Source organism: Bradyrhizobium sp. 40 (assembly GCF_023100925.1).
In the GTDB taxonomy this organism is placed as follows: Bacteria; Pseudomonadota; Alphaproteobacteria; order Rhizobiales; family Xanthobacteraceae; genus Bradyrhizobium.
On the sequence record NZ_CP064688.1, the window covers coordinates 3,735,567 to 3,755,503 of the forward strand.

At 63.6% G+C, this 19,937-nt stretch carries 18 protein-coding genes and 1 tRNA gene; 11 read left to right on the plus strand and 8 right to left on the minus strand.

Annotated features, from left to right (window positions below; genetic code table 11):
- Positions 1-33 precede the first annotated feature (33 nt).
- From IVB40_RS18195 to IVB40_RS18215, 5 genes are all read right to left on the minus strand, one after another.
- Positions 34-1,023: a hydroxyacid dehydrogenase gene (locus IVB40_RS18195; protein WP_247815879.1), complete on the minus strand. Its 990-nt coding sequence runs from the start codon at positions 1,021-1,023 to the stop codon at positions 34-36.
- A gap of 33 nt (positions 1,024-1,056) precedes the next feature.
- Positions 1,057-2,157 carry a sn-glycerol-3-phosphate ABC transporter ATP-binding protein UgpC gene (ugpC, locus tag IVB40_RS18200; protein WP_247815880.1) on the minus strand — a complete coding sequence of 367 codons (1,101 nt, stop codon included), beginning with the start codon at positions 2,155-2,157 and terminating at the stop codon, positions 1,057-1,059.
- 6 nt (positions 2,158-2,163) lie between these two features.
- A complete protein-coding gene (locus tag IVB40_RS18205) occupies positions 2,164-3,075 on the minus strand; it encodes a carbohydrate ABC transporter permease (RefSeq protein WP_247289960.1) in 912 nt (303 codons plus the stop codon).
- Positions 3,075-4,013, minus strand: a complete 939-nt coding sequence (locus IVB40_RS18210; protein WP_247289962.1) for a sugar ABC transporter permease — start codon at positions 4,011-4,013, stop codon at positions 3,075-3,077. Before IVB40_RS18210 ends, IVB40_RS18205 begins: the two co-directional genes overlap by 1 nt.
- Before the next feature lie 138 nt (positions 4,014-4,151).
- Positions 4,152-5,492 carry an extracellular solute-binding protein gene (locus tag IVB40_RS18215; protein WP_247408778.1) on the minus strand — a complete coding sequence of 447 codons (1,341 nt, stop codon included), beginning with the start codon at positions 5,490-5,492 and terminating at the stop codon, positions 4,152-4,154.
- Between the two features lie 484 nt (positions 5,493-5,976).
- On the opposite strand from IVB40_RS18215, the gene IVB40_RS18220 reads away from it, so the two are divergent.
- Positions 5,977-6,768, plus strand: a complete 792-nt coding sequence (locus IVB40_RS18220; protein ID WP_247815881.1) for a Spy/CpxP family protein refolding chaperone — start codon at positions 5,977-5,979, stop codon at positions 6,766-6,768.
- A 112-nt stretch (positions 6,769-6,880) separates the two neighbouring features.
- On the plus strand, positions 6,881-7,258 hold the full coding sequence (locus IVB40_RS18225; protein WP_027566971.1) for a response regulator: 378 nt from the start codon (positions 6,881-6,883) through the stop codon (positions 7,256-7,258).
- Positions 7,259-7,321: 63 nt separating this feature from the next.
- On the opposite strand, the gene IVB40_RS18230 is transcribed toward IVB40_RS18225, so the two are convergent.
- The 3 genes from IVB40_RS18230 to glk all read right to left on the minus strand — a co-directional run bounded on the left by IVB40_RS18230 (position 7,322) and on the right by glk (position 8,948).
- Positions 7,322-7,621: a hypothetical protein gene (locus IVB40_RS18230; protein ID WP_247815882.1), complete on the minus strand. Its 300-nt coding sequence runs from the start codon at positions 7,619-7,621 to the stop codon at positions 7,322-7,324.
- 9 nt (positions 7,622-7,630) lie between these two features.
- Positions 7,631-7,834: a hypothetical protein gene (locus IVB40_RS18235; protein WP_007590943.1), complete on the minus strand. Its 204-nt coding sequence runs from the start codon at positions 7,832-7,834 to the stop codon at positions 7,631-7,633.
- Between the two features lie 142 nt (positions 7,835-7,976).
- A complete protein-coding gene (gene glk / locus IVB40_RS18240) occupies positions 7,977-8,948 on the minus strand; it encodes a glucokinase (protein ID WP_247815883.1) in 972 nt (323 codons plus the stop codon).
- Between the two features lie 255 nt (positions 8,949-9,203).
- Here glk and pncA point away from each other — a divergent pair, with 255 nt between their 5' ends.
- The 9 genes from pncA to IVB40_RS18285 all read left to right on the plus strand — a co-directional run bounded on the left by pncA (position 9,204) and on the right by IVB40_RS18285 (position 19,006).
- Positions 9,204-9,842, plus strand: a complete 639-nt coding sequence (pncA, locus tag IVB40_RS18245) for a bifunctional nicotinamidase/pyrazinamidase (protein WP_247815884.1) — start codon at positions 9,204-9,206, stop codon at positions 9,840-9,842.
- Positions 9,843-9,858: 16 nt separating this feature from the next.
- Positions 9,859-10,974 carry an alpha/beta fold hydrolase gene (locus IVB40_RS18250; protein WP_247815885.1) on the plus strand — a complete coding sequence of 372 codons (1,116 nt, stop codon included), beginning with the start codon at positions 9,859-9,861 and terminating at the stop codon, positions 10,972-10,974.
- Positions 10,975-11,115: 141 nt separating this feature from the next.
- Complete coding sequence (locus IVB40_RS18255; protein WP_247815886.1) at positions 11,116-13,149, plus strand: NAD(+) synthase; 2,034 nt, start codon at positions 11,116-11,118, stop codon at positions 13,147-13,149.
- Between the two features lie 14 nt (positions 13,150-13,163).
- A complete protein-coding gene (locus IVB40_RS18260; RefSeq protein WP_247815887.1) occupies positions 13,164-13,550 on the plus strand; it encodes a GrlR family regulatory protein in 387 nt (128 codons plus the stop codon).
- A gap of 110 nt (positions 13,551-13,660) precedes the next feature.
- Entirely contained in the window at positions 13,661-14,914 is a 1,254-nt protein-coding gene (locus IVB40_RS18265; RefSeq protein WP_247815888.1) for a DUF1236 domain-containing protein, read from the plus strand.
- A gap of 587 nt (positions 14,915-15,501) precedes the next feature.
- Complete coding sequence (gene ilvD, locus IVB40_RS18270) at positions 15,502-17,352, plus strand: dihydroxy-acid dehydratase (RefSeq protein ID WP_247815889.1); 1,851 nt, start codon at positions 15,502-15,504, stop codon at positions 17,350-17,352.
- Between the two features lie 238 nt (positions 17,353-17,590).
- Positions 17,591-17,914 carry a hypothetical protein gene (locus IVB40_RS18275; protein WP_035961287.1) on the plus strand — a complete coding sequence of 108 codons (324 nt, stop codon included), beginning with the start codon at positions 17,591-17,593 and terminating at the stop codon, positions 17,912-17,914.
- 283 nt (positions 17,915-18,197) lie between these two features.
- A tRNA-Ser gene (locus tag IVB40_RS18280) sits at positions 18,198-18,287 on the plus strand.
- 383 nt (positions 18,288-18,670) lie between these two features.
- Positions 18,671-19,006, plus strand: a complete 336-nt coding sequence (locus IVB40_RS18285; protein ID WP_247815890.1) for a hypothetical protein — start codon at positions 18,671-18,673, stop codon at positions 19,004-19,006.
- Positions 19,007-19,937 lie beyond the last annotated feature (931 nt).

The window sequence follows — 19,937 nt, forward strand, 5'->3', positions numbered from 1 at the left end:
AGGCGGGGGGCGGCGGCCCGCCCTTGATATAGCTCAGCCCAGGACATCCTGATTGATGATGTTCTGCCGGATCGGATCGCCGTCCAGCACACTCAGGATGTTGCGCGCAGTCTGCTCGCTCATCCGGCTCACCGCCTCGACCGTGACGCCGGCGACATGGGGGGCCATGATGACGTTGGGCAGCGCGAACAGCGCGTTGCTGACCGGCGGCGGCTCGACCTCGAAGACGTCGATGCCGGCACCGGCGAGCTTGCCCGAGACCAGTGCGTCGTACAGCGCCGTCTCTTTCACGATGCCGCCGCGTGCGGTGTTGATGAGGTAGGATTTCGGCTTCATCCGGCCGATCCGCGCCGCGTCGAACAGGCCGACGGTCTCCGGCGTCTTCGGGCAGTGGATGGTGACGAAATCGGCGTGCGGCAGCGCGGCATCGAGGTCGGCGACCGGCTCGCAGCCTGCCGCCTTGATCTCTGCGGCTGCCTTGTAGGGATCATAAACCTGCACATTCATGTCCATCGCCAGGCAGCGCTTGGCGGTGCGGGTGCCGATGCGGCCGAAGCCGATGATGAGGACGGTCTTGCCGTAGAGATCGAACGGCAGCATGCCGAGGCGGTCGGCCCATTTGCCGTCCTTGACGCAGGAATGCATCTCCTGCGCGCGTTTGGCCAGTGTCAGCATCATGAACAGCGCCTGCTCGGCGACCGAGGGCGAGTTCGCGCTGCCCGCGACCATCAGCGGCACCTTGCGGCGGGAAAGGGCGGGGACGTCGACGGCGTCGTAGCCGACGCCGATCCGGGTCACCACCTTCATGTCCTTTGAGGCTTCGAGCTCGGTCTCGCCGAAAGCGGTGGCGCCGAGCGCTACGCCATGGACTGGCGCGTGGCTCTTCAGCAAGGCGTCGAAGTCCTTGGCGGAGATCAGGTTCGGAAACTCGATGAGCTCGATGTCATCTCGCTGGGTGAGGAGGGCGCGTGCCCCTTGCGACAAAGTTTGCGTGACAAAGATTTTCTTCTTGTTGGTCGCCATCGTCCCTACCTGCACGAGTTTCTTGCCCGGCCGTCACAATACGGCGCCGGTCGCCTCGTTTAGCAGGTGCATATTGTTGAGGTCCATCGCCAAACGCATGGGGCCCCCGTCCTTGGCGCCCGCATTGGGATCGACACGGCCGCAGATCGGCGTGCCTTCCAGGCCGAAATAGACCAGCGTCTCCATTCCCATCGGCTCGGTGACATCAAGCACGGTGTCGAAGGTCTCGACACCCGGCTCCAGATGCGCATGCGATTCCGTGAGATGTTCGGGACGGATGCCGAGCAACAGGTTTTCAGTTCGGGGCAGCGCGCTGTGACGGGCGGCGCGGGCCGGCGGCAACGGGAACGAGATGCGGTCCGTCAGGCGGACGTTGAGCTTGCCGCCGACGTCCTGGAGCCTGCACGGAATGAAGTTCATCGCCGGCGAGCCGATGAAGCCGGCGACGAAGCGCGTCGCAGGCTTGTGGTAGAGTTCGTTCGGGGTGCCGATCTGCTCGATCCGCCCCTTATTCATTACCACCACGCGATCGGCCAGCGTCATCGCCTCGACCTGGTCGTGAGTGACGTAGACCGTCGTGGTGCGCACTTTCTGGTGCACCTTCTTGATCTCGATCCGCATCTGCACGCGCAGCTTGGCGTCGAGATTGGACAGCGGTTCGTCGAACAGGAAGACTTTTGGGTTGCGCACGATGGCCCGGCCCATTGCAACGCGCTGGCGCTGGCCGCCGGAGAGCTGCTTCGGCTTGCGGTCGATCAGGTCGGTGATGTCGAGGAGGCGGGCGGCCTCGGTCACCCGCGCCTTGATCTCGGCCTTCGGGTAATGCTTGAGCCGCAACCCGAACGACATGTTCTCCGCGACCGTCATGTGCGGGTAGAGCGCGTAGTTCTGAAACACCATCGCGATGTCGCGGTCCTTCGGCGGCACGTCGTTGACGACGTCGCCGCCGATCATGATGTCGCCGTCGGTGATGTCTTCGAGTCCGGCGATCATCCGCAACGTCGTCGACTTGCCGCAGCCGGAGGGGCCGACGAGCACGATGAACTCATGGTCGGAGATGTCGAGATCGATGCCGCGCACCGCCTCGACGTCGTCGTAACGCTTGACCACCTTCCGCAACGCAACCTCAGCCATAAGACATCAACCCTTTGTCGCGCCGGCGGTCAGGCCGGCAATGTAATAGTCCATCAGGAAGGCGTAGATGACCAGCGGCGGGGCAGCGCCAAGCAGCGCGCCGGTCATGATCTGACCCCAGTTGAAGACGTCACCCTTGATCAGCGTGGTGGTGATGCCGACCGGCAGCACGAGCTGGTCGATGGATGTCGTGAACACCAGGGGATAGAGGAACTGCGCCCAGGATACGGTGAAGGCGAAGATGGTCGCTGCGATCAGGCCGGGCAGGGCGACGGGGATGAAAATCCGAGTCAGGGTCTGGAGCCAGGAGGCGCCGTCGATGAGAGCCGCCTCGTCCAGCTCCTTCGGGATCGAGGCGAAATAACCGATCATGATCCAGGTGCAGAACGGCACCGTCAGGGTCGGATAGATGAACAGCAGCACGTACCATCGGTTGAGGAGCGTGATGCCGGTGATGTCCTGGACAGCAGCGAGCATTTTGAACAGCGGAATGAACAAGAGGCTGTCCGGGACCAGGTAGGTCAGAAAAACCCCGGTCGCCAGCGTCGTCGAGCCCCAGAACTTCATCCTTGCCAGCGCAAAGGCCGCAGGAATGCTGATCAGCATGGTGACGCACACAACGACGATGGAGACGACCGCCGAATTCCAGAAGAAGCGCAAAAACTGGTTCGACGTCAACAGCTCGACGTAGTTCGCCAGGGTGGGATGGAACACCCACCAGGGATTGGTGGCCGCCGAAATCTCCGCGCTGCTCTTGAGGGAGGTGATCAGCATGTAGATCGGCGGAACGAGCGAAAAAATCGCGAACAGCACCAGGAAGAAGTAGGACCAGCGCAGGGCCCATGTCCGATCCCGGCTCATGCTCCGGTACTTGACTTTGCGCGTGGGACCGCCCTTGTCGATTGCAAGCGTGCTCATCAGGCTTCGTTCCCACGTTTGTTGACATCGCGCAGGATGAAGACCGCCGCGACTGCGAGGATCGGCACCATGAACAGCGAGACGCATGCGCCGAGCGGAATATCGCTGCTCTGGATTCCGACCTGGAAGGCCCAGGTGGCGAACAGATGCGTCGAATCCAACGGGCCGCCCGAGGTCAGGATGCGCACGATGTCGAAATTGGCGAAAGTGACGATCAACGAGAACAGCGTCGTGATGGCGATGATGTTGCGCATCATCGGCAGGGTGATGTGCCAGATCTTCTGCCACCAATTGGCGCCGTCAATGGCGGCCGCTTCGTAGAGCTGGTCGGGCACCGATTTAAGCGCGGCCAGATACATGATCATGAAGAACGGTGCGCCGTACCAGACGTTGACGAGAATGACGGAGAAACGGGCCCAGAAGGTGTCGCCAAGCCAGGGGATCGGGCCGACACCGAAGAACGACAGCGTGTAATTGAAGGCGCTGTAGGAGGGATCGAACAGCCACAGCCAAGCCAGGGTGCTCATCGCCGGCGGGATCACCCAAGGGACCAGCAGCATGCCGCGCCACTTGCGCTGGCCCTTGGCCGGGAGGTTGTGGACGAAATGAGCGACAATGAAGCCCATCAGCGCTTTGAAAAACACCGCGGTGAGGGCGAAGATGCAGGATTGCCTCACCACCATCCAGAACGTGTCGCGTTTGAACAGGAAGGTGAAATTGCTCAAGCCGACGAACTTCTGCATCGACTTGTTCAGCGTGGCGAGATGCATTGAGTAGAAGGCAGGATAGAGCACGAACAGCGCGATCAGGAGAATCAGCGGCAGCGTCAGGAAGAACGCCATCGTCGACTTCCGCCTGAGTGCATTTTTAAGGCTCGCCCGTTTGCGCGGCCTGGCGGCACGGACGGAGCGAGCTTGCTCAACGACGACATCGGCCATGGTCAGACTTTCTTACGGTACATTCAACAGGGAAGCCGCCCGCATCGGTCGGCCTCTCTCGCAAGGCGATGGAAAAAGGGGGCGAATCCCCGGCGGCTCACGCGCGAACGCGTGAACCGCCATGCCACATACCCGGCATCAGCTGCGCATGAAGCCTTCGCACTCGCCCTCGGCCCAGGCGAGCGCCTGCTCGATGGTCTCGCCACGGGCATAGCGCAGCGCCAGTTTGGTCAACGTCGCCTGGTTGTAGATCTGCTGGGCGATCTTCGGCGGCGCCGGCGAGGCCGCGATCGACATCGTCTGGCGGCCGTGTGGGTCGGGATAGCTATAAAGCGTGCCCTTCGGCGGCCCTTCCTCGGCCCACGTCTTGAGCTTCGTCATGTTTGCGAAAGCCGGGAGATCGTAGCCGCCGCTCGCCGCGACGAACTTTTCGATCGACGACGGCTGCGACAGATGGGTCAGCAGGCTCTTGGCGGCTTCCTTGTTCTTGCCGAAAGCCCAGACGCCCCAGAAGTAGGGCAGGAACGGTGCAAAACGGCCCTTCGGACCGGCGGGCATGCCGTGCGTCCAGCATTGCTCAGCGACTTGTGGTGCGTCGCGTTTCGCAACCGCCCAGGAGCTCGGCGGATTCAAGATCAGTGCTCCGCGGCCCGAGATCAGCCATTTGTTATTAGACGCGTCATCCCAGGAGGCCGCGTCCGCCGGAAGCACCGCGATCAATCTCTTGTAGAATTCGAGAGCCTGACGCACGGCGTCAGTCTTTACGGTGATGTCGCCCTTGGCATTGACGAGCTCGGCGCCGAACGATTGGAAGATCGCGCCGGCGGTATCGACGCTGTCGGTGGTCTCGCCGAGGCCGATCCCGAACGGGACGCCAGCCTTGCTGCAGGCTTCGGCGGCCTTGAGAAAGACTTCCATCGTCCAGTTCTCGTCCTTGGGCACGCTACCGGCCGGATACATCTCCTGGACGTCGATGCCGGCATGCTTCTTCATCAGGTCGATGCGCGAGCAGGGGCCCTTGATCTGACTGCCGACGGTGGCAGGGACGGCAAGCCATTTGCCGCCGGCCTGGCCGAGATATTTGGTCGTGCCGTTCACCTCGCCATTCTGCTTGATGATCGGCTCCATGATGTCGGTGACCGGCTCGAGCTGCTCCGCATAGGCGTGCGGCCACCAGGTCGGCATCTGGAGAATGTCGTGACCGGATTTTGCCTGCGCCTCGGCGGCGACGGTTAGTTCGAGCTTCTTGTTGTTGCTGGTGATGTAGTCGATGGAGACCTCGACCTTCTCCTTCGCTGCCCATTCATTGACGAGCGCGGTGGAGGCAGAGTTGGCACCAGGGACCCAATGGTCCCAGAAGCCGATCGAAAGCTTGCCGGCGGCGTAAGCGCCTCGGACATAGGGCGCGGTGACCAGCGCCGCGGAGGACATTGCAGTGGCAGCCACAAATTGACGTCGCGTCAGTGTCTTGCGTGACATCTCGTTTCCTCGCTTGGGTGTTTTATTGTTCTGGCGTTTCCTCTGAACTCTTCCGAGTTCTACTTTTGATTTTCTTTTTTTAAGTTTCTCGTTCGACGTTTCTTATTGATGCCATCGGCTTCGAAGGCAAATTGGTAGCGCGATCAGATCATGATTGATTGCGTCTGTCGAGAAAACCGAGCGGCTTGCGCCTAGAACTAACGTTGTGTCCGCCAAGGTGGCGCTGCCCTCGACGTCACGCGCGAGCCCTAAACCACAGTCGGTCGTTTTGCGATGCACACTGGGCGCGGGCGCGCTGGACCGATACGTGCGCAATTACGCCGCAGTTTCCAAGGAGCCTGCATAAGCACCTCGCGGCAAACACTTTTCGGGCGTGTATAGCAATTATCGGTGGCTAGACCTCGAAGCGGTGAAAACGATAGAGTTGCAACTGGCAAGTGGTTCTCACCCCCAGCAGCCTAATCAGATCGAGATGGAGACCAGAATGATCAACCCGGCGCCGCTCGCGCGGCTTAACCTGCGACGATGGTTCGCGCTGGGATCCGTTTTCGCGTTGCTGCTCGGCGCAGCCGCGGTGGCGAACGCTCAAGGCCTGGTCAAAGGGGTTCAGGAAGGAGCGGCGGCCGGGAACAAGGCGGCAGGTCCGGTCGGCGGCGTGCTCGGCGGCGCGATCGGCGGTGTGGTCGGCGTCTTCACCGGCGTGCTCGGTGTTGGCAATAATGGCAATCAGGCGCCTCCCGCCAAGGATTCAAGCAAGGATTCGAGCAAGGACGCTGCCAAAGACGCCAAGCAGGGCGCCGGCAAGGACAAGGATGCCAAGAGCGCCAAGGCTGGCAAGGGCGCCAAGGCGAGCAAGGAGGCGAAGAACGCGCCGCAGGACAAGGATGTCACCGTCCTCACCCAGACCGGCGCACCGCAATTGACCGCCGACCAGATCGTCACCAACAGCGACTCCTATATCGAGCGGATCAAGACCGAACTGAACCTCACGCCCGACCAGGAGAAGCACTGGTACGGCTTCTCGAGCGCCATGCACTACCTCGGGCATAACGGTGCCGAGCGGCTAAACCTGCGGGTCGCGCGCGCCAAGCGGGATCCGCCCGACGACATCGTCGAGCAGATGCGCAACGAGGCCCAATTCCTCATCGACCGCGCTGCCGACCAGCGCAATGTCGCCGACGCCGCTGAGCCCCTCTATTCGAGCCTCGATGACAAGCAGAAGCAGGTGTTCGTACAGGAGATGGTGCGGCTCAGCCACGAACGAGGACTGGATTGATCAAGTTGAATCGGATCGGGCGCGTCTGAATTAACGGACCCCGCCACGAATTCGTGAATCCTCTTCGCGATTCGGTTATGATCAGCTTCGGAAGCTGATGGGCGGGGTTGATATGGCGGACGGACTCTCCGTTTTCCTGGTCGAAGACGAGACGTTGATCCGGATGATGATGACGGACATGGTGGAGGAACTCGGCCACCACGTCATCGCGGAAGCGGATAATGTTCGGGACGCCAGCGCTTTCGCCATGACCGCGCAGTACGATCTTGCGATCCTCGACATCAATCTCAAGGGCCTCTACGTCGATCCGGTCGCCGACCTGATCGAGCGACGCGGCAAGCCGTTTCTGTTTGCGACGGGCTACGGTCCGGAACTGCTGCCGTCCTTGCTCCGGCGCCGGCCGATCCTGCGCAAGCCCATCTCGATCGATCAGCTCAAGGCAATGATCGATTCGATGTTTCCGGAAGCGGCAGCAAAGACGCCGCACTGAGACCAAAAACAAAAATGGCCGCCCGTCAGGGGCGGCCATTTCGCGACGGAATTCGTCGCGGTCTCACATCAGGCCGGCGCCGAGATCGATGCCGCGCGCCATCAGGCCGAACGAGGCGACCAGGCCCGTGCAGCAAAACAGCAAGATGGTCTTGAATGAAGAAAACGAAGAATCGGCCAAACGCGTTTCGCTGGTGGCCGGCATCGCGGCGATCGAAATCATGCTCATGTTCATTCCCCCCCTTTGTTGCCCCTGAATTGCATCAGGTAAGGGAACTCCTAGAGCAAAAAGTTTGACGCGAGCTTTCGAGGGATCGTTAACGAAATCGCAATTGATGCCGCGTTTTCGGGCACCGTAGCGCAACCACTCGTTTCACTGGCGCCCGTTCTTCAGCACGGTAGCGATAGTGTGGGCCGTCATGGCGGCGCGGTCCGAAGCGCGCTGGGCGGCGAGGCGGTCACGCGCCTTTTCCTCGATCAAGAGCTCGATCAGGGCCAGCCGCTTGCCATCGTCGTCCGCCTCGAGCAGCAGGCGGTGATAGCGGTGATAGTCGAAACCCAGATCCTGCTTACGCATGTCACGCCCCCGCAACTACGCCACACACAAGCCAGGATTGTTTCTCATCCGGGACGAACGCGCAAGCACGATCCCGCGTCGAGCGGGCGTGCCGTGCAATCAGCTGTGCATGACTGGAATCCGCGGACGGAGGCGCGCGCCGTTAAGGCTGGTTGTGCTCCGCGAACATCTTCAGGCCGAGGAAACTCGCATCAGGTTTCGTGACCAGCCTGGTCGGGATGTCGCGGAGATAGTCCTGGAAGCGTCCCTTGGCTTCGAAGCGCGCCCGGAATGCGGAAGCCGCAAGGAACTCCGGAAAGCGCGGCACGATTCCGCCGGCGATATAGACGCCGCCGCGGGCGCCGAAGGTCACCCCGAGATTGCCGGCGACCGAGCCGAGGATGGCGCAAAACATGTCCAGCGTCGCGCGGCAGAGTTCGCAACTGCCCTCCAAGGCCGCCTTCGTGATGGCAGCGGCATCGCGATGCGGCACCTGCGCGCCTTCCACTTCGGCCAGCGCCTCGTACAGGCTTTGCAGGCCGGAACCGGACAATGCGCCACGCTCGATGGAGACATGGCCGAGGCGCCGGCGCATGCACGCGATTACGCGTTCCTCGCGCTCGTCCTCTGCCGGCAGGGTCGCGTGGCCCGCCTCGGTGACGACGGCCAACCGTGAGCCGTGGCGCTCGACCAGACAGGAAACACCAAAGCCGGTTCCGGGACCGACCACCAGCAACGGTTCTCCGGGAAGACCCTCTTGTCCGCCGAGCGGGATCAGGTCGGCGGGCTGCAGGGCGGGCAGGGACCAGGCCACCACCTCGAAATCGTTGAGAACATGGACGCTGTCGAAGCCGAGAGCCGGCTGAAGCTCGTTGCCGTCGATGACCCACGGGCTGTTGGTCATGACGCAGCGGTTGTTGGTCACCGGCCCCGCGACGGCCAGCACAGCCCTTCGGGGCGTTTTGCCGTCTGAGCGAAGCGCGAGAACATCGGCAATGGCTTCCCGGACGGTCGGGAAGTCTGCCACTTTGACGTAATCGATCGGTCCGGTCTCATCGCCCTGACTGAGCGCGAAGCGCGCATTGGTGCCGCCGATATCGGCGAGAAGAATCTGTCCTGTCTTGCCGATGGTCATGTGCGTGTGGCTGCCGCGGCCTTTCGGGCTGCGGGAACCGCTTCCTCCGCTCTATCCGATCGCAAAATGCGAACGGCTTTCAGAATCCGCCCCCGGGTGGATCTAGTCAACACGCATCAGCCCAAACCGTTGCATCCCGGCACCGACGGGGTGCATTCGCGCAGATCGCCGCACCGCTTCGGTGGTTGCGAAGCAGCGCGGGAAGATCGACACTGGAGACGTTCGTTCTGCGCCGGTCGCGCGGGATGGCCTGGAATGGACCTTGCGATGAAGATTTCCGACCGCGACGTGCTGCTGGTCATCGATGTGCAGAACGATTTTTGCACGGGCGGGGCGCTCGCGGTGCCCGGCGGCGAGACGGTCGTCCCCGCCATCAATCGGATCGCCCAAAAATTCGCCAATGTGGTGCTGACCCAGGACTGGCATCCCCGCGATCATGTCTCCTTTGCGCCGAACCATGCGGGCAAACAGCCGTTCCAGACTATCGCGCTTGACTATGGCGTCCAGGTGCTCTGGCCGAGCCATTGCGTCCAGGGCACGGCGGGCGCGGAATTTCATCGCGATCTCGACGTCACCCGCGCGAGCCTGGTGGTGCGGAAGGGGTTTCGGCGCGGCATCGATTCCTATTCGGCGCTGTTCGAGAACGACAGGAAAACGCCGACCGGCCTGCTCGGATATCTGCGCGAGCGCGAATTGAAGACGATCTTCGTCGTTGGCCTCGCGCTCGACTTCTGCGTCCGCTTCTCGGCGGAGGATGCCCGAAAGGCGGGGTTCGAGGTCGCCGTCATCGAGGACGCCTGCCGCGGCATCGATCTCGACGGCTCGGTGGCCGCGACCCATCAGAGTTTTCGGGAGCGCGGCATTTCGCTCGTCAGCTTGGAGGCCTTCCTGTGAGGACCGTGAGATAGCCATGGCAGAGAAGACCGGCAAACAGCAGCGCGCACCGGGCGCGGTCCCGGATGACCCGCTGCTGTGGCCGTTCGCTGCGGCTCGGCTTGCGATGGACGCCTGCTTCGGATGGCTCGAGCGCGCTCCGCCGGAGCAGGCCGACAGCAGCCTGCCGTGGACCACGCCCAACTCGGTCGCGCTGGAGCTCGCGACCATGCGCCTGCGCAATTGCGCGCGGACGGGGTCCGGTCAGCCGGCCCTGGTCTGCGCGCCCTATGCGCTGCACCGGGCCCTGATCGCCGACTTCGCCCCCGGCCACAGCGTGGTGCAGTCCCTGCAAAATGGCGGCATCGACCGGATCTATCTCACCGACTGGCGCTCAGCCACGCCTGACATGCGCTATCTCTCGATCGACAGCTATCTTGGCGATCTCAACGTCGCCATCGACGAGATCGGCGCGCCGGTCGATCTCGTCGGACTGTGCCAGGGTGGCTGGCTGTCGCTGCTCTATGCGGCGCGCTTTCCCGCCAAGGTGCGGCGGCTGGTGCTGGCAGGCGCGCCCGTCGACCTCTCGATCGACTCCAGGCTGTCGCAGCTCGCCCGCAACGCACCGGAGATGGTCTATGACCAGCTCGTCGCCCGCGGCGGCGGCAATGTCAGCGGCGAGGAGATGCTGCGGGTCTGGTCGAAGGCGCCGAGCCGCGACGACATCGTGACGGCGCTGCAGAGCGACCTCTCCGGCGAGGAAGGTGCGGCGCTGCTGGCACGCTTCGAGCGCTGGAATGCCGAGCCTCTCAATCTGCCCGGCACCTATTATCTCGAGATCGTCAATTGGATTTTCCGGGAGAACCGGATCGCGCGCGGCCAATTCACGGCACTCGGCCGCGTGGTTGATCTGAAGGACGTCAAGGCGCCGGTATTCCTGCTGGCCGGGCTTGATGACGACGTCGTGCCGGCTGCGCAGGCGCTCGCCACCGCCGGCTTGCTCGGTACCCCACCGGCCTTCATTGCGGCGGTCTCCGAGCCCAGCAATCATCTCGGGCTGTTCATGGGTGCGCGGACCCATGCCCATGCCTGGCCCCGGATCGCCGAATGGCTGCGCGACGATCTGCCCGGCATGCTGGTGCGCACAGCCTGACACTGCCCCAAGGGCCGGGCAGCGAAGCTGCAAATCCGTTATGCATGCCGTTGAATGGCCTGCACGGGGCGATGTCGATGGGTTAAATGGAGTCCAGAGCTGGCGGAGGCCGGTCGCGACGAGACAAAGGGACTGTGCTCGATGAGTTTCCACTCGATCTATGCCCACGGATTTGCGCGCGTGGCGGCCTGCGTCACCACCTCTCATGTGGCCGATCCCACGGCAAACGCGACGGCGGTTCTGGCGGCGGCGAAGGACTGCCATGCGCAGTCGGTGGCGGTTGCCGTGTTTCCCGAGCTGTGCCTGTCCGGCTATGCGATCGAAGATCTCGTGAAGCAGGATCCGCTGCTCGATGCGGTTGAGCGCGGGCTCGTGGCCATCGTCGAGGCATCCTCGCCCCTGATGTCCGTCCTGATCGTCGGCGCGCCGCTGCGCTTTGGCAATCGGATCTACAATTGCGCGGTCGTCATCCATCGCGGCAAAGTCCTCGGCGTCGTGCCCAAGAGCTACCTGCCGACCTATCGCGAATTCTACGAGGGACGGCATTTCGCCTCCGGCGCCGGCATCGTCGGTGAGATGGTGGCCTTTGGCGGGCTGCATGCCCCGTTCGGCGTCGACCTCCTGTTCGCGGCCGAGGACGTTCCGGGACTGACCATCGGCGTCGAGATCTGCGAGGACATGTGGATCCCGGTGACGCCGGCCTCCGAGCTAGCGCTCGCGGGCGCGAGCGTGCTGATCAATCTCTCGGGCAGCCCGATCACGATCGGCCGCGCCCGCTCGCGTGCGCTCTTGTGCCAATCGACTTCGGCGCGCTGCCTCGCGGCCTATGTCTATTCCGCGGCCGGGGCAGGGGAATCGACCACCGATTTGGCCTGGGACGGCCAGACCTCGATCTACGAGAACGGCGTGCTGCTGGCCGAGGGTGAGCGGTTCCGGCAGGACGGCCAGATCACGCTGGCAGACGTCGATCTGGACCTGCTCAGGCAGGAACGCGCGCTGATGGGCACGTTCGACGACAACCGCCGGCAGCGCGAGGCCTTCTTCCGGAAAGTCGGCTTCGCCTTGAAGCCGCCGGCCGCCGATATCGGCTTCCTGCGCAAGATCGAGCGATTTCCGTTCGTGCCAAGCGACGAGAGCCTGCTCGAGCAGGACTGCTATGAGGCCTACAACATTCAGGTCGCGGGCCTCGTCCAGCGCATGCGTGCGACCGGCACCAAGCGCGTCGTCATCGGCGTCTCGGGCGGGCTCGATTCTACCCACGCTTTGATCGTCGCCGCCAAGGCCGTCGATCTTCTTGGCCTGCCGCGCGAGAACATTCTCGCCTACACCATGCCGGGCTTTGCCACCGGCAGCGAGAGCAAGACCAATGCGCTGGCGCTGATGAAGGCGTTGCAGACGAGTTGGCAGGAGCTCGACATTCGCACCACGGCGACGCAGATGCTGAAGGACATCGGCCATCCCTTCGGCAAGGGCGAGAAGGTCTACGACGTCACATTCGAGAACGTGCAGGCGGGCCTGCGCACCGACTATCTGTTCCGGCTCGCCAACCACAACGGCGGCATCGTCATCGGCACCGGCGATCTCTCCGAACTCGCGTTGGGCTGGTGCACCTACGGCGTCGGCGACCAGATGGCGCACTATAACGTCAACGCCGGGGTGCCGAAGACGCTGATCCAGCATCTGATCCGCTGGGTGATCGCTTCCAAGCAGTTCAGCGACGACGTCAACCAAACGCTTGGATCGATCCTGTCGGCCGAAATCTCGCCGGAGCTGGTTCCGGCCGAGCCGGGCGAGAAGCCGCAGAGCACGGAAGCTTCGGTCGGTCCCTACGAGCTCCAGGATTTCAACCTGTTCTACACGCTGCGGTTTGGCATGCGCCCGTCCAAGATTGCCTTCATGGCGCTGCAGGCGTGGAAGGACGTCGCCGAGGGCGAATGGCCGCCGGCATTTCCGACCGACAAGCGCAGAGCCTACGATCTCAAGGAGATCCGCCGCTGGCTCGAGGTGTTCCTGCGCCGCTTCTTCGCTTTCAGCCAGTTCAAACGCTCGGCGATGCCGAACGGCCCCAAGGTTTCTGCCGGCGGCTCGTTGTCGCCGCGCGGCGACTGGCGCGCGCCGTCGGATTCGAGCGCGGCGGCGTGGCTTGAAGATCTCGAACGGAATGTGCCGGTTTGAACGGGAGATGAGCGATGTCGGCCGGCGATGGGCCCGAGCAGGGCGGCAACCCACAGAAGGTCCTCAACGGCCTCTACATCTTTGAGATTGAGATGCGTGACGGCAAGCGCGGCCAGGCCAAAGGCGTCGTCGTGCTCTGCGACGGCCGCATCAAGGGCGGCGACAGCTATTTCTACTACACTGGCAGCTACACCTTCCGGAACGGAAAATGGCGCGGCGATATGACCGTCAATCAGCACACCGAGGCCGTCGGCAAGCCGCTCGCGTTCGGCGGCAGGGAAGTGACCTGCGGCTTTTCGGGCGACTATTCCGCCGACGGCGCCGAGGTCGAAGGCATGGCGCTGGTTGGCAAGACCAGCGTGACATTCACGGCGCGGCTCACGATGAAGGACCCGATGTGAGACCGGCCTGAGATGGGAGACCCGCGTGATCGGCCCTCGTTCCTGATCAGGAACCTTCGCACCCACAGAACGTTCGCGTCTGTTGTTGCGAATTTCCGAGGAGAGGGACCATGCGCAAGCACTTGATGTTATCGACTGCAGCGATCGGACTGATGCTTGCTTCCGGCTTCGCCTACGCTCAGGCGCCCGGTGAGCGGAGGGACGAACCGAGACGCAACGAGGAGCCGGCGAAAGGCGCTGCGCCGCAGCGCGGCGGCGCCCAGGAGCGTGTTCAAGAGCGCGCGCAGGGCGCCCAGGACCGATTGCAGGGCGCTGGCCGCGAGGAGAAGGGCGGCGCTGCCAGGCAGGACGCGAGTGACGACAAGCGCCAGCCGGCGAGTTCTGCAGAGCGCAACCAGCCGAAGTCGAAGGATCAGGCCCAGGACTCCCGCGAGCCTTCGCGCGATCGCAATCGCGATGCCGAGAGCACGAAACCGGGACGCGACAGCAAGAGCAGCGCCGAGACGAAGCAGGACAAATCGGCGCCGCAGAAATCGACGGCCGAGTCCGAGAAGTCCAAATCCGGCACGTCTAGCCAGCAGAACGAGCGCACGGGTGCCGCGGCCAACCAGAACGAGCGCAACCAGACCCAGCCGCCGCGCAACGCGGCTGACCAGCAGCAGCCGGCGCAACAGAACAATCGACCGGCCACCGCGACCGACACGAACCGGACGGCCCCGACCAACAATGCGCAGACCGCGCCCGCCACCTCGGGCACGCAGACCAATCAAGCCAACCAGACGACGCAGACCAACACGCAGGCCAATCAGCAGACGCAGGTGACGTCCGAGAAGCAGGTGCGGATCTCCGAAACGGTGAGCCGTGCACGCCTGGCGGAGCCGGAGCGTAATCTGAACATTTCGATCCGGGTCGGCGAGACCATTCCCTCGCGCGTGCGCCTTCACAGGCTTCCGCCCGAGATCGTCTCGATCGAGCCCGAATATCGAGACTACGAATATTTCGCGACCGGTGACGACGTCGTCATTGTGGAGCCGCGGACGCATCGCATCGTCAGCCAGGTCCCTCGCGATCCGTCGCGAGCCCGCGCCCAGATGAGCGGCGGCACCTCATCGGGAATGGCGGCCGCGGGGGGCAGCAATGTGAACTGCCAGATCATGCGGCGTGACGCCTCGGGCAATGTGGCCCAGGCAGAACCCTCCACCGTAGGCTCGACCGCACGAAACGATTCCCTGAGCGTGACCGTCCAGATGCCCGGCGGCGGCTCGTCCGCGCCGATCGCCCTCGGCGCTGCCGCGGGCAACATCGTGGTCGCGACGCAAGGGCAGGGCGACTGCACGGTAACGATCGAGCCGCAGACGCGCTAAGCGCCCGGGTCGGCATAACGACGCCAAAACGACTTCGCGCCGCACGGCTGATCAAGCCGGCGGCGCGAAATCACGTTCAATCTAGAAAGTCCCGAGGTCCGGAGTGCCTAGGAGTCCGGACCTCGTAACCTTGCCCCAGCTCTTGATCCCCGCCCCATGTGGTCCCCAACCCCGTGGTGCGCGATCAGAGGGTGATGCCCTTGGAAGGCCGCCGATCGATGTCCCGCGATGTACGCGACATCGGAATAGGATTCCATTCCGGACGACTACGGATTTTATCGCACTTGCATTTGCGCGGTGCATGGGCCTGCACGCGCGATTGCCCGAAACCAATGCAAGCGCGCGCCGACTTGTAGCCTGGGGAGCGAAGCGTAATCCGGGGCCGGTCTCGTCCGCCGGCGCGCACTTGTCTCGGATTGCGCTGCGCTCCATCCGCGCTACGAAGAGCCCGCGCCGGGAGCAGGGGAGCCCTGTCCGGCCCAAGTTCCCGTTGCGCGCGTTCCCCCCGTGCGCTATCCGGCCGGAAAGGCCTGAGGCGGCTTCGAAAATCGCCCGCCCAGCCAGCCAAACCGAGGACGGAAACCGCCATGCCAGCCTATCGCTCCCGCACCACCACCCACGGCCGCAACATGGCGGGCGCCCGCGGCCTCTGGCGCGCGACAGGCATGAAGGACGGCGATTTCGGCAAGCCGATCATCGCGGTGGTCAATTCCTTCACCCAGTTCGTGCCCGGCCATGTCCATCTCAAGGACCTCGGCCAGCTCGTCGCCCGCGAGATCGAGCAGGCCGGCGGCGTGGCGAAGGAGTTCAACACCATCGCGGTCGACGACGGCATCGCCATGGGCCATGACGGCATGCTCTACAGCCTGCCGTCGCGCGAGCTGATCGCCGACAGCGTCGAGTACATGGTCAATGCGCATTGCGCCGACGGCATGGTCTGCATCTCCAATTGCGACAAGATCACCCCCGGCATGCTGATGGCCGCGCTGCGGCTCAACATCCCCGCCGTGTTCGTCTCGGGCGGACCGATGGAGGCCGGCAAGGTCACGCTGCAGGGCAAGACCAAGGCGGTCGACCTGATCGATGCCATGGTCGCAGCCGCCGACTCCAAGGTCAGCGACGAGGACGTCAAGGTGATCGAGCGCTCGGCGTGCCCGACCTGCGGCTCGTGCTCGGGCATGTTCACGGCCAATTCGATGAACTGCCTTACGGAAGCCCTTGGTCTTGCGCTCCCCGGCAACGGCACGGTGGTCGCGACCCACGCCGATCGCAAGCGCCTGTTCGTCGAGGCCGGCCACACCATCGTCGATATCGTGCGCCGCCACTACGAGCAGGACGACACGAGCGTGCTGCCGCGCAATGTCGCGAACTTCAAGGCGTTTGAGAACGCGATGACGCTGGATATCGCAATGGGCGGCTCGACCAACACGGTGCTGCATCTGCTCGCCGCCGCCCATGAAGGCGAGGTCGAGTTCACCATGCGCGACATCGATCGCCTGTCGCGGCGCGTGCCTGTGCTCTGCAAGGTCGCGCCGTCGGTTGCCGACGTGCATGTCGAGGACGTGCATCGCGCCGGCGGCATCATGGGCATCCTGGGCGAGCTCGACCGCGCCGGCCTGATCGACACGTCGGTTGCGACCGTGCACGCGCCGACCATGAGCGATGCGCTGGAGCGCTGGGACATCAAGCGCTCCAGGAGCGAGTCCGTCCGCACCTTCTTCCGGGCCTCGCCCGGCGGCATCCCGACCCAAATCGCCTTCAGTCAGGAGCGCCGTTACGACGAGCTCGATACCGACCGCGAGAAGGGCGTGGTCCGTAACCTCGAACACGCCTTCAGCAAGGACGGCGGTCTCGCCGTGCTCTACGGCAATCTCGCGCAGGACGGCTGCATCGTGAAGACCGCCGGCGTTGACGCCTCGATCCTGAAATTCGCAGGCCCGGCCCGCGTGTTCGAAAGCCAGGACGCGGCCGTGGAAGGCATTCTGGGCGGCAAGGTCATTGCCGGCGAGGTCGTGGTCATCATCTATGAAGGCCCGCGCGGCGGCCCCGGCATGCAGGAGATGCTGTATCCGACCAGCTATCTGAAATCGATGGGCCTCGGCAAAGCCTGCGCGCTCGTCACCGACGGACGCTTCTCAGGCGGCTCGTCGGGCCTGTCGATCGGCCATCTGTCACCGGAAGCGGCCGAGGGCGGCAACATCGGCCTGGTGCAGACCGGCGATCGCATCGCCATCGACATCCCGAACCGCAGCATCACCCTCGAGGTCTCTGAAGAGGAGCTGGCCAAGCGCCGCGCCGCGGAAGAGGCGAAGGGCGATGCCGCCTGGCAGGCGATCGGCCGCAAGCGCAACGTCTCGACCGCGCTGCAGGCTTACGCTGCGCTCACCACCAGCGCCGCGCGCGGCGCGGTGCGCGAGGTCAAGCGTCGCGTGAAGTAATAGCGTCACGTGCCGGCGTGATCGCAAGCATCACGCACCGCGCATGGTCAACAAGTTCTGAACGGCCGGCGCAAGCCGGCCGTTTGCATTAAGGATGCCCCGACGAACTTCGGCAAAGCAAGGTTTTGCGGCGTATACTGGCAGCGACCTTCGCAAATCCATTTCGGGCAATTGGGGCACCACAACAATGTCTCGCACTTTCGCTGTCGTTTTCTCGACCGTCGTCGCTGCGATTTCCATGACGAGCGCTGCTTCCGCCGGCTGCTACAATTGCTACACGCCGCCGCCGTGCACGACCTGCTACCAGCAGCAATACGTGCAGCCGCAATACCGGACTGTCGACGAGACCGTGATGGTTTCGCCCGGCTCCGTGGTGGCCCACCGCGCGCCGGCGCAGTACCGCACCGTGATGGTGCCGCAGACCGTGATGGTGGCGCCGCCGAGCGTCCAGTACGAGCGCATCCCGCCCCAATACGCCACGCGCCAGCGCGTCGAGATGGTCCAGCCGGGCTATTCCTATTACGCTCCGGTGCAGATGAACTGTGCGTCCTGCGGGTACTGAGCTAAAGCAACAATGAACGGACTTCGCGCGGCGCTCCCTCGGGGGCGCCGCTTTTCTTTGCAGCTGGCAAACGAGGCCCGGAAACGGAAGCGACTCCAAACCGGGCCTCGCAACCGGCGACGCCCTGGGAGATGTCGCCAGTGTCCGGGATTGCCGAGAGGGCATAGGGTAAGGGAACAGGCTGACGCTCGCCTGACAGATCCGATGCCGGGGAAAGGGGCGGGCGCCAACTTCGCGTTGCTATGCGCCGTCGACTGCGTTAAGCGACAGCCATTCCGGACTTGGAAGGGTGGCCGAGTGGTTTAAGGCACCGGTCTTGAAAACCGGCGTGCCCGCAAGGGTACCGTGGGTTCGAATCCCACCCCTTCCGCCATCTTCTAGTCCGATGGCGTCCTAATCCGTCTTTCTCTGTCGAAGAGGCGCTTGATCTAAATCGGCCGGGTTCGTTGGTTGGGCTTGGTGGCAGCGCGGGGTCCGGCAGCGTGCCCACGTGGTCTGGTGCCGCTCGGCGCCGGAACGGACGGCCTCTCCATTCCCATGTTCGCAAGCGGCACCCGTTCGGCGCCGGGTGGACTCTCCATGGTCGGCGAGAAAGGTCCCGAGCTAGTCAACTTTCCGCACGGCGCGCAGGTTTTCAACGCCAGTCAAACGCGGGGAATGCGGGGATCAGTGCGGCCCTGCTGTGGTCATGCGACGGTGTGCTGGGAGTAGCTGCCGAACTTGTGGACTGGCCGCCCCGCCGCTACGATTTGCGGCATGGGACGGACCAAAAAGCTGATCGATTGCCACGACTGCGACCACCCGGTTTCACCGAGTGCGTCGGCCTGCCCAAATTGCGGCTCGAAGGTGCCGTTCGGTCCTCCCATTCTTCACCGCAAAAGACCCCCGATCTATAACGTCGAGGCGCGCAACGACCGCAACATGGTCGTCTTTGCCGGAACGCTGGGAGGCTTAGGCGCAGCCTATGGATTTGCGACAAGCGCGGGGCCGCTTAGCGCTGCGCTGCTGGTCACGTCGTACCGCATGCTGGGTGTCTTGGCGGGCGTCCCGCTTGCGGCGTTGTTCAACATCACGCGCCGGCTGTGGCGATAGCGCCCCCCGGAATCTGGGAAGTCCTAGCGTCGCTCCCGGCGCTCTGATCCGCAATTGATCGGCAGCCGGGAGCATGGGGGCTGGTAAGGAAGCGGTGCCATTTCTACATCCGAGTGACTATCCGGGCCGCTTGGGATTCCGGTAGTCTTACGGAATCCTTTTTCGGAACACGGTGTTCTACTGTGAGAACACCGGCGAGATTTAAGTACCAGTTTGTAATTTGACCGGGATGGCCGCAGTGGGGGCTGGAACCACCCTGCGGCCTTTCGCTTTAGCGAAACCCATTTCTAAGTTGAGCCGTACCGTCTCTGGGGCGAAGTCGGCGGAGAGTTCGTGAGCATTCAAATTATTATAGCCGCCATGCTGGAGCGCGAGCTCACAGCGCGCGGCGTGCAATCGTTGGGACATTCCGATTGCATGGAGATCGTCGAGAACCTGCTCGTGCGACTGAAAGATCTGGACCGGGAGTTAGCTGCGCGAGGCGCCAACCAGGCGGTAGGCTCATGGAGAGGCGGCCCCGGGTCGGAGGGGCCGGGGACTGGTTAGACCGAGGCCGCGACGCGGGAGCTTTGGCATTCTCTTGTTCACGATGCAGGTTCGCGGGAGTTGCAATCGATCGCGGACCGATATTTGCGATCTGCGGTCTGGCAGGCGAGCAATCCGGTCAGCCGGGACGCGTCGCGCCGTGAGCACGATGAGTTTTAGATCGTCTTCCGGTGTCCAATGGTCGGTGCGTATTTGTCCGCTCCAGGCTCAAGATGCTGAGGCCATTCAATTGCCGTGCAAAACAAGCCGCGTCGCTTGATCTCCCCTGCAAGAGCTTCCGCGCGCAGCCTCTCTGGCAATCCGATAAAACGCGTGCCGGCTAGCCTATCTGCTTGCACCTCTTGGCGAATAACTCGTGCATCCGCAGAATGAACTGGTCAGATAG